Origin of the sequence: Caulobacter vibrioides, from assembly GCF_002858865.1 — a bacterium.
Taxonomy (GTDB): Bacteria; Pseudomonadota; Alphaproteobacteria; order Caulobacterales; family Caulobacteraceae; genus Caulobacter; species Caulobacter vibrioides.
Map to the genome: position 1 here is coordinate 325,526 of NZ_PJRR01000012.1, position 9,896 is coordinate 335,421.

At 67.4% G+C, this 9,896-nt stretch carries 9 protein-coding genes and 1 pseudogene; 7 read left to right on the forward strand and 3 right to left on the reverse strand.

Annotated features, from left to right (window positions below):
* Positions 1-28: 28 nt before the first annotated feature.
* The 3 genes from CVUC_RS08120 to CVUC_RS08130 all read left to right on the forward strand — a co-directional run bounded on the left by CVUC_RS08120 (position 29) and on the right by CVUC_RS08130 (position 5,223).
* A complete protein-coding gene (locus tag CVUC_RS08120) occupies positions 29-712 on the forward strand; it encodes a Fe2+-dependent dioxygenase (protein ID WP_096032105.1) in 684 nt (227 codons plus the stop codon).
* 98 nt (positions 713-810) lie between these two features.
* Complete coding sequence (locus CVUC_RS08125; protein ID WP_096032104.1) at positions 811-3,513, forward strand: PAS domain-containing sensor histidine kinase; 2,703 nt, start codon at positions 811-813, stop codon at positions 3,511-3,513.
* Positions 3,514-3,570: 57 nt separating this feature from the next.
* Positions 3,571-5,223 (forward strand): MFS transporter, encoded by a 1,653-nt coding sequence (locus tag CVUC_RS08130; RefSeq protein ID WP_096032103.1) that lies wholly within the window; start codon positions 3,571-3,573, stop codon positions 5,221-5,223.
* Positions 5,224-5,232: 9 nt separating this feature from the next.
* Here CVUC_RS08130 and CVUC_RS08135 read toward each other — a convergent pair whose 3' ends face one another.
* Together CVUC_RS08135 and CVUC_RS08140 are read right to left on the reverse strand one after the other, a co-directional pair.
* On the reverse strand, positions 5,233-6,123 hold the full coding sequence (locus CVUC_RS08135; protein ID WP_012639858.1) for an NAD(P)-dependent oxidoreductase: 891 nt from the start codon (positions 6,121-6,123) through the stop codon (positions 5,233-5,235).
* 16 nt (positions 6,124-6,139) lie between these two features.
* Complete coding sequence (locus tag CVUC_RS08140; protein WP_096032102.1) at positions 6,140-6,472, reverse strand: MliC family protein; 333 nt, start codon at positions 6,470-6,472, stop codon at positions 6,140-6,142.
* 182 nt (positions 6,473-6,654) lie between these two features.
* Between CVUC_RS08140 and CVUC_RS08145 the strand changes: the two genes are divergently transcribed.
* The 4 genes from CVUC_RS08145 (at position 6,655) to CVUC_RS08160 (ending at position 9,770) form a co-directional block, all read left to right on the forward strand.
* Positions 6,655-7,185, forward strand: coding sequence for a (2Fe-2S)-binding protein (locus tag CVUC_RS08145; protein WP_012639856.1), 531 nt, complete (start codon positions 6,655-6,657; stop codon positions 7,183-7,185).
* The gene (locus CVUC_RS08150; RefSeq protein WP_096032101.1) at positions 7,182-9,374 is read left to right on the forward strand and encodes a xanthine dehydrogenase family protein molybdopterin-binding subunit; all 2,193 of its coding nucleotides are present in this window, start codon (positions 7,182-7,184) and stop codon (positions 9,372-9,374) included. The genes CVUC_RS08145 and CVUC_RS08150 overlap by 4 nt, the downstream gene beginning before the upstream one ends.
* A gap of 61 nt (positions 9,375-9,435) precedes the next feature.
* Positions 9,436-9,549 (forward strand): hypothetical protein, encoded by a 114-nt coding sequence (locus CVUC_RS08155; protein WP_101685804.1) that lies wholly within the window; start codon positions 9,436-9,438, stop codon positions 9,547-9,549.
* Positions 9,546-9,770: a hypothetical protein gene (locus CVUC_RS08160; RefSeq protein ID WP_010917910.1), complete on the forward strand. Its 225-nt coding sequence runs from the start codon at positions 9,546-9,548 to the stop codon at positions 9,768-9,770. The genes CVUC_RS08155 and CVUC_RS08160 overlap by 4 nt, the downstream gene beginning before the upstream one ends.
* A gap of 13 nt (positions 9,771-9,783) precedes the next feature.
* Here the strand turns inward: CVUC_RS08160 and CVUC_RS08165 are convergent.
* Positions 9,784-9,896, reverse strand: a pseudogene (locus CVUC_RS08165) (IS5/IS1182 family transposase); the annotation flags it as partial.

Genomic DNA, 9,896 nt, shown 5'->3' on the forward strand with positions numbered 1-9,896 from the left:
GGAACGGCTCGCAACTAGGACATTGCCCATGATGCTGCAGATTCCCGAGGTGCTGACCAAGGCCCAGGTCGCCGAGTGCCGCGCAATCCTCGACGCGGGCCCCTGGGTTGACGGCAATGTCACCTCCGGATTCCAGGCCGCCATGGCCAAGAACAACGAGCAGCTTCCCCAAGACAGCGCCGAAGCCCGCCAAGTCGGGGCCATCATTGTTCAGGCGCTGGAGGCCAACCCGCTGTTCGTCTCGGCCGCCCTGCCGCGCACCATCCTGTCGCCGATGTTCAACCGATACGGCGAGGGCATGGGGTTCCGCGACCATGTCGACAACGCCATCCGGCGCGATCCGGTCACGGGCCAGCGCCTGCGCACCGATCTGTCCTGCACCCTCTTCCTGGCCGAACCCGAGGACTATGACGGCGGTGAGCTGGTGGTGAACGACCTCTATGGCGATCACGTCGTCAAGCTGGCGGCGGGAGACGCCATTCTCTACCCCAGCACCAGCCTGCATCACGTCACGACCGTCACGCGTGGCCGGCGCACCGCCAGCTTCTTCTGGATCCAGAGCCTGATCCGCGACGACGCGCAGCGCTCCCTGCTGCTGGACATGGACGTCGCCATTCAGCAGCTGTCGCGCAAGGTGGAGCGAGACGACGAAGCGATCCTGTCGTTGACCGGGGTCTATCACAACCTCCTGCGGCAATGGGCCGAGGTCTAGGCGAAGACGGCCTATCGCGTTCGCCGAACATTGCTACGTTGCGCGAACCATAAGTTTACGGTTGCACGCCAACATCCGCCCAACTTTTTGGAGATCGGATGTCCCAGGCGTCGACCCCCGTGCCCGCGCCCGCCTCGTCGTTCGGCGAGGGGGAGGCTGCGCGCTGGTTCTTCGACAACGCCAGCGACCTGTTCACGGTCATTTCCGCCGAGGGCCGGTTCATCAGCGTCAACGACGCCTGGTCGCACCTGACCGGCTGGGCCCGGGACGAACTGGTTGGCCAGCCGACGATCAAGTTCGTCCACCCTGACAGCCAGGCCGAGCTGGTCGATACAGGTCGACGATTGCGCCAGACCGGCTCGGCGATCAATGAACTCAAGATCCGCTGCAAGGACGGCCGCTGGATCTGGCTGCAGGGCCGCTCGCGCCTGGGTCCGCACGGCGAGATGGTCGGCGTGATGCACGATATCTCCGCCGAGGTGGAGGCGCGCCTCGAGCTGGAGGCGGCGCGACGCACCCAGGCCTTGCTGGCCGAGAAGGCTGGTATCGGCGTCTGGAGCTACGAGCCTGAGACGCAACGCATCGATTGGGCCCCCGACGCCCTCGCCCTCATGGGTGTTTCGCCCGAGGACATCGCCACGCCGGAACTGTTCCTCGCGCGCCTGCCCGAAAACAACCGCGCCGAGGTCCAAGCGGCCTTCGTCCACGCGGCGCGAACCGGCGAAGGGGGCGCGCTGGAATACCGGCTGCGCGCCAACGACGGCCGCTGGTTCACGCTGCGCGCGACCTATCGCACTGAGGCCAGACCCGGGTCCGGGTTCGCGCTGAAGGGGGTGTCGCAGAACATCACCGACGTGGCCCGCAGCCGTGACAAGGCGATCTGGAGCGAGCGCCGCGCGCGCCGCCTGATCGAGGACGCGCCGTTCGCGGTGGCGGTCTATGACGTCGACATGCGGCTACGGATGGTCAGTCCGCGCTTCCTGGAGATCTTCCGCTCGACCGAAGCCCAGGTCATCGGCAAGACCCTGACCGAACTGACCAACGGGACGCGCCGCCGCTTCGTGAACCGCGTCGCCCGCGCGCTTTCGGGCGAGGTGGTGACGCGTCGAGAAGACCGCCTGTACGACGCGGAGGGGGTCGAGCGGGCGTTTCGCTGGGAGGCGCGGCCCTGGCGTGATGTCGCCGGCGAGATTGTCGGCGTCATCACCTATATGGACGAGATCACCGCCCTGACCGAGGCGCGGCGCGAGGCGCGCAACAACGCGCGGCGGCTGAAGGTCGCCCTGGGCGCGGCGCGGGCCGGCGTCTACGAGATCGACCACGAGAAGCAGGCCTTCTGGGGATCACCGGAGTTCCATCGCATGATGGGTCGTCGGATCGAGTACCAGGACGTCCGTGAGGGGATCTGGCCGATGGTGCATCCGGAGGACCTGACCCAGCTCTACGAAACTGCGGCCACCTGGCGACGCGAGGGTCGCCGTACGCCCCAAGAGCATGAGGTGCGACTGCTCTCGCCAGGCGGCGAGGCGCGGTGGGCGCGGGTCTTTCACGAGGTCCGCCGCGACGGCCAGGGCAAGGCGCTCAAGGCCGTGGGCCTGATCCTCGACATAGACGAGAAGAAGAAGGCCGAACTGGCCTTGATCGAAGCCGAGCGCGCGGCCCAGGCCGCCAACGAGGCCAAGGCCCAGTTCCTGGCCAATATGAGTCACGAAATCCGCACCCCCATGAACGGGGTGCTGGGCGTCATGCATGTCCTGAAGCGCGAGTTGCCGCCGGGAGACAGCGCGAGCCTTCTGAACGAGGCGCTCGCCGCCGGTCAGATGTTGTCGACCCTGCTGGACGACGTCATCGATATCTCCCGCATCGAGGCGGGGCGCCTGGACCTGAACCATGAGCCCGTAGACCCGCGTGACCTCGTGCGGGGCGTCGCCCGGCTGCTGGCCACGCAGGCGGCGCACAAGGGCCTGCGTCTAGAACTGGATCTCCCGGACGACCTCGGCTGGATCGAGACCGATCCCACGCGCGTGCGCCAGGCGTTGTTCAATCTGATCGGCAACGCCGTGAAGTTCACCTTGAAGGGTTCGGTGACCGTCCGCGCGCAACGCCGCATCACCGACGCCGGGCCGTATCTGGTGTTCGACATCATCGATACCGGGGTCGGGGTGCCGCTGGAGGCCCAGAAGCGGCTTTTCGAACGTTTCCAACAAGCCGATGCGGGAACGACGCGCCGCTTCGGCGGCTCGGGTCTGGGGCTGGCGATCACGCGTAAGCTGGCGCGCATGCTTGGGGGTGAGGTGTCCTTCCGCTCGGTTCCCGGCGAAGGCTCGACATTCTCACTGACCATCGCTGCGCCGCCCGTCGGCCCGCCACGCGCCCAGGCCAGCGAGACCTCGGAGCTGCTGACCAGCCTGAAAGTCCTTGTCGTGGAGGACAATCCCACAAACCAACTGGTGGCGCGTCGCATCCTTGAGCAGCTGGGCGCGGAAGTCAGTGTGGCCGACGACGGCGCTGCGGGCGTCGAAGCCGCGGAGCGCGGCCGCTTCGACCTGATCCTGATGGATGTGCAGATGCCCGGCATGGATGGGCTTGAAGCCGCACGACGGATTCGCGCCCTTCCCGGCCCGGCGGGCCGCGCGCCGATCATCGCCCTGACCGCCAATGTCATGGCCCATCAGCGGGCCGCCTATCGCGCCGCAGGCATGGACGGGGTCACCGCCAAGCCGATCTCACCCGCCGCGTTGGTGGCCGAAATCCTGCGACTCTCCAGGATCGAGCCGGACCCCCGCTGCGCCGTCGCCTAACCCCGTTCCCCCAAACCCTGAACCGCGCTAAGCAGGGTCAAAATCAGGGGGATCCAGATGGCTGAAGAAGGTCAGAAACGCGCGTCGATGCGCACCGTGGTCTCGGCGTCTTCGGCCGGCACCGCGTTCGAGTGGTACGACTTCTTCATCTTCGGGAGCCTCACCCAGGTGATCTCGAAGACCTTCTTCGCAGGGTTGAACGAGACCGCCGGCTATATCGCCGCCCTGGCTCTGTTTGGCGTCGGTTTCGCGTTCCGACCGCTGGGCGCCCTGGTGTTCGGCAAGATCGGCGACCAGGACGGTCGCAAGGGCGCGTTCCTGGCCACGGTCCTGCTGATGGGCGGCGCCACCTTCGCCATCGCCTTCCTGCCCACCTACGAGCAGGCCGGGATCATCGCGCCGATCCTGCTGATCATCTTGCGCTGTCTGCAAGGCTTCGCCCTGGGCGGCGAGTATGGCGGGGCGGCGATCTATGTCGCCGAGCACTCGCCGGCCAACAAGCGCGGCTGGGCGACCTCATGGGTGCAGACTTCGGCGGCCTTCGGCCTGTTCGGCGCGCTGCTGGTCATCCTCGCCACCCGATGGGTGCTGGGCAAGTATGTCGGACCGGATGCTTTCGACGAATGGGGCTGGCGGATTCCGTTCGCCGTCTCGATCGGTCTCCTGGGCATCTCGGTCTGGATGCGCCTGAAGCTGACCGAAAGCCCGACCTTTGAAGCCATGAAAGCTGAGGGCCAGGCCTCCAAGGCGCCTTACGCCGAGGCCTTTGGTCAGTGGAGCAACCTCAAGCTGGTGATCCTGGCCTTCGTGTCGATGATGTGCGCCCAGGGCGCGGTCTGGTACACGAGCTTCTTCTACGTCCAGACCTTCATGGAGAAGTTCCTGAAGGTCGACCCGGTGACGATCAACGAACTTATGATGATCGCCACCGCGGTCAGCGCCATCTTCTACGTCGTCTTCGGCTGGCTCTCGGACAAGGTGGGCCGCAAGCCGGTGATGCTGGGCGGCATGACCCTGGCGCTGCTGTTCTACTTCCCGGGCTTCCACCTGCTGGAGAAGGCGGCCAATCCGGCCCTCGCCGAAGCCAGCGCCAAGGCCCCCGTCGTGGTGTTCGCCGATCCCAAGGACTGTTCGCTGCAGTTCGATCCCGTCGGCAAGACGGCGTTCGTCACCTCATGCGACATCGTCAAGAGCACCCTGGCCAACGCCGGCGTCTCCTACGCCAACGAGGCCGCGCCGGCCGGCGCTGTCGCGGTCATGCGCATCGGCGGCGCCGAAGTGCTCTCCAAGAGCGCCGCAGGCCTTGGCAAGGACGAGGTCAAGGCGACGAAGGCCGAGGTCGAGGGGCGGATCAAGGCGGCGCTCGCCGGGGCCGGCTATCCCACCAAGGCCGATCCCGCGCGGATGAACATGCCGATGATCCTGGGCGTGCTCTTCGTCTTCGTGATCGCCGCCACCGCCCTGTTCGGGCCGCTGGCCGCTTGCCTGGTCGAACTGTTCCCGACCCGGGTGCGCTATACGGCCCTGTCCCTGCCCTACCACATCGGCACCGGCTGGGTGGGCGGCTTCGTGCCGTTCTTCGCCTTCGCCATCGTGGCGGCGGTCGGCAACATCTATGCGGGCCTCTGGTACCCGTTCGCCTTCACGCTGCTCAGCGTGCTGACCACCCTCTTTCTGCTGCCCGAGACGAAGGAGCGGCCGCTCAACTAACGCGCCCGGTCAGGTCGCGACGGGGAGAACCTCGACCGCGACCTCGGCCTGGGTCAGGGCGTGCACCAGGGCCGGATCCACCGGATGCGTGATCAGCCGGACGATCTGGCGACCCTCGCGGGCCAGCTGGATCAGGTGTGGGGCGTCGGCCCCATCCGCATCCAGCCGCTCGGCGTCGCGGCGCGCCATCTTCAGCACCTCGGGCTCGACGTCGCCGTCCAGCACCAGGACATCGGCGGAGCCGAGGGCGCGGAGCGCGCGCAGGGTGAGCAGGTCGGCCGGCCCCTTGCCGGCGATGAAGCGCACGACGCCCTTGCGCGCGCCGCCCTTGGCCAAGGCCTCGCGGAAGAGCTGGCCCGCACGATCCATGTCGCCCTCGCGGGCGGCGGCGGCGGCCTCGCCCATCACCGCATCGCGCAGGAAGGCGCGGCGCTCGTGCAAAGCCGGCAGGGTCTTGCGGACCTCGGTCTGGAACTTGGCGAGCAAGGCCGCCACCCGGCCCGTGCCCTCCGGCACCTGGGCCTCGATGTCGTTGCGCAGCATGGTGGCCAGGACCGGCGCTCCACCGCCCGTGCCCACCGCCGCGACCACCTGGCCCCGGTCGATCACCGCAGGCGTATTGAAGTCGCAGAGCTCGGGACGATCCACGACATTGACCAAGACCCGGGCCGCGCGCGCCGCGCCGGCGGCCGCCTGCACGAAGACCTCGTCGGAGCTGGCGATGAAGGCGAAGGCGGCGCCACTATAGGACCCTGGCAGATAGGCGGCGTGACCATCCAGGCGAACCAGCGTCGCGGGCGAGCCGTCGAACAGCCGGGCCTTGGCCTCGGCGGCTTCGCCGGACCCGGCGATCACCACCTTGCGGCCGGCCAGGGGGAAAAAGGCGGGGAACGAGTCCAAGACGAAACCTCAAGACCTATTGCGAACGGCAGGCGTCATAGGGGCCACCGGGGAAACCTGTCAGCGCGGCGTCGTCACCCTTGCTCCAGATCTCGGCCTGACCCGCCGTATAGCGCGCCCCGGAGGCGGACCTGGCCAGCTTGAGGGTATTGGTGACGCCGCCGGCGGAGACGACGACGCGCTTGCCGTGCAAGGCGTAGGCGGCGGTGAAGCGCTTGCCGCCCTTGCAGCTGTAGCGAATGGGCGCGTCGGTCGCATCCATCGGCGCGACCGTGGCGCAGCCCGCGAGCGCCGCCGATACGATGGCGACGACAATGACGATACGACGCATGACGCGAACTCCCTGCAACGCGTCGCAAGCATAGCCCGTTTCGTCACGGGTCGCGCCCTGCTGATCGCGGATGGCGTTTTTCGGCGCCTTGAGGTTCCGGCGCCGCCGTTGAAAATCCCGCTGGCCAAGCCATGTGTGAACAGTGTTAGGTTTCATCTGGGGCGCGGTGCGTCCCGTCTTTCGTTGGGAGGCGAAGACGCATGGCCATGACCCTCGATATCAACGGCAAGCCGGTCTCCGTGCAGGCCGCGCCGGAAACGCCCTTGCTCTGGGTGTTGCGCGACGAACTGGGCATGACCGGAACCAAGTTCGGCTGCGGCCTGGCCCAGTGCGGCGCCTGCACGGTGCATATGGACGGGCAGCCGATCCGGTCGTGCGTCACCCCGATCGAGGCGGTCGGCGCGGCCAAGGTGACGACGATCGAGGGCCTGGGCGGCCAACACCCCGTTCAACAGGCCTGGGTGCGGCACGATGTGCCCCAGTGCGGCTACTGCCAGTCCGGCCAGATTATGTCGGCCTGCGCTTTGCTGGCCCAGAAGCCCAAGCCCAGCGATCAGGACATCGACGAGGCCATGGCGGGCAACATCTGTCGTTGCGGCGCCTACCAACGTATCCGCGCGGCGATCAAGGATGCGGCCGACTTCGGTCCGCCCACGGGCGAGGCTCACGCCGATATCGATGAAGCCATCGTCGCCGCCTCGGGCGCGACGCACCGGGGAGCCGGCCGATGAACGCCCCTGTCGATCCCAAGGGCCTGAAGGCCATCCAACCCAGCCGCCGCGATGTCGTGGTCGCCTCTACGATGGTGGGCGGCGCGCTCCTGGTCGGGTGTTCTCCCGCCGACCTGATGAGCGCCGGCTCCAAGGTCGAGGTCGGCGCCTTTGGCCCGTTCATCAAGATCGCGCCGGACGGCGTGGTGACGGTGATCTCCAAGCACATCGAGTTCGGCCAAGGCAATCACGCAGGCCTGGCGGCCATCGTCGCCGAGGAACTGGACGCCGACTGGAGCAAGGTGAAGGTCGAGCAGGCCCCGGCCAACGCCAAGCTCTACGCCAACGGAAACATGGGCGCGCAATTGACCGGCGGCTCGTCGGCGATCTCGAACTCGTGGGACCAGCTGCGCAAGGCCGGCGCCGGCGCCCGGGCGATGTTCGTCCAGGCGGCCGCCAACCGCTGGAACGTCCCGGTCGGCGAGATCACGGTGAAGGACAGCGTGCTGGCCCATACCTCGGGCAAGACCGCCACCTTCGGCGAACTGCTCAACGACGCGGCCAAGGTCAATCCGCCGACTGATCCCAAGCTGAAAGATCCCAAGGCCTTCACGCTGATCGGTTCCGATCGCGTGCGCCGCAAGGACTCGCAGGCCAAGAGCGACGGCTCGGCCCTCTATACCCAGGATGTCCGTCTGCCCGACATGCTGACGGCCATGGTCGCCCACCCGCCCCGGTTCGGCGGCAAGGTGAAGAGCTTCGACGCGGCCGAGGCCAAGAAGGTGGCCGGCGTCGTGGACGTGTTCGAGATCCCCACCGGCATCGCCGTCGTCGCCCAGAACACCTATGCCGCCCGCATGGGCCGCGAGGCCCTGAAAATCGAGTGGGACGAGGAGAAGGCCGAGAAGCGCGGCAGCCCGGCGATCATCCAGGTCTATCGCGACGTGCTGTCGGGCAAGGACGCCTCGGTGAAGTGGGAGCCCTTCGACCAGCGCGGCGACGCCGCTGCGTTGGAAACGGCCAAGGGCGCCGACGTGGTCGAGCTGAACTACGAGTTCCCCTATCTGGCCCACGCCACGATGGAGCCGATGAACTGCGTCGCCGCGGTCGACGGCAACAAGGTCAAGCTGACCTTCGGATCCCAGGGCCAGACCCTGGACCAGCTGAATGTGGCCAAGGTCGTCGGGTGCCTGCCAGGTTCGGTGGAGATCGAAACCCTGTTCGCCGGCGGCTCGTTCGGTCGCCGCGCCACCTTCCAGTCGGACTACGCCGTCGAGTGCGTCCACATCGCCAAGAAGGTCGGCAAGGGCCGTCCGGTGAAGCTGGTCTGGACGCGCGAGGACGACATGCGGTCCGGTTACTTCCGGCCTATCGTCCTGCATGCGCTGAAGGTGAAGCTGGACAAGGACGGCCTGCCGGCGGCCTGGCGCCATCGCATCGTCACCCAGTCGATCATGAAGGGCGCGCCCATGCCGATGGGCAAGGGTCCCGACTCCTCGGCGTTCGAGGGCATCAATGACTCGCCCTATCTGAAGGCGACGCCCGTGGTCGACGCCCAGGTCGCGTTCCCGGACATCGGCGTGCCGGTGCTCTGGTGGCGCTCGGTGGGCGCGACCCATACCGCCTTCGTCATGGAGCACACCATCGACCAGCTGGCCGCCAAGGCCGGCAAGGATCCGGTGGCGTATCGTCGTGCGATCTACACCAAGGCCGGCGCGGAGCGTCACCTGGCGGTCCTCAACCTCGCGCTGGAGAAGGCGGGTCCGAAGGCGACCGCGGGCTGGACACGCGGTGTCGCCGTCCATGAGAGCTTCGGCTCGGTCGTCGCGCAGATCGCCGAGGTCAAGCTTGAGAACGGCGCGCCGCGCGTCGGCCGTGTCGTGACAGCGATCGATTGCGGTGTGGCCATCTCGCCCGATCAGATCGCCGCCCAGATGGAAGGCGGCACCTGCTATGGCCTGTCGGCCGCCCTGTTCGGCGAGGTGACGCTGACCGACGGTCAGGTGGATCAGACGAACTTCGACGGCTACCGCGTGCTGCGGATCAACGAGGCGCCGTCGGTCGAGACCCATATCGTCCCGTCCGGCAATCCGCCCAGCGGCGTCGGCGAGCCCGGCACGCCGGTCATCGCACCCGCCGTGGCTAACGCCTTGTTCGCCCTGAACAAAGCCGCCACGTCGCGCCTGCCCTTCGTGCGATCCGAGGCCTGATCGACCGGCGTTCGACCGATACACGCTGGACGGGAAGAAATTCTCCGATCATCCTGCGGAAATGGTTGAGCGTAAGCGTGCTGCTTTGGGCGAGCGGATCTGTGTCAGGCGGGACGCGCCACGGCGAGAACGGACTCGCGCCCATCAGGGCTCTCGGCGGGAGATTCGGCCTTGAAAGCGGGTCCGGACGCAGAAGCTGATGCGCTCGGCGACGAGGAAGATATCGCCATGTTCGTTCAGGCCCTCGCGGGAGTGAACATGGACTACCGTCGGGTGCTCAGCCTGTTGATCCCACGTCTGGCGGCGCTGGAAGAGCGCGGCGACACGGCGGGCGCCGTGCGGCTGATCCAGGAGATCCAGGCCATCATCAACGCCCCGGAGCGGCCCGAGCACTAGGCGGTGTGGACACTTATCGCAGCCACAAGGCAATAGCGGCGAGGGTGACGACGGCGAGATAGTTGCGAGCGGTCTTTTCGAAGCGGGTTGCAACGCGCCGGAACTGCTTGAGCTTTGAGAAGCAGC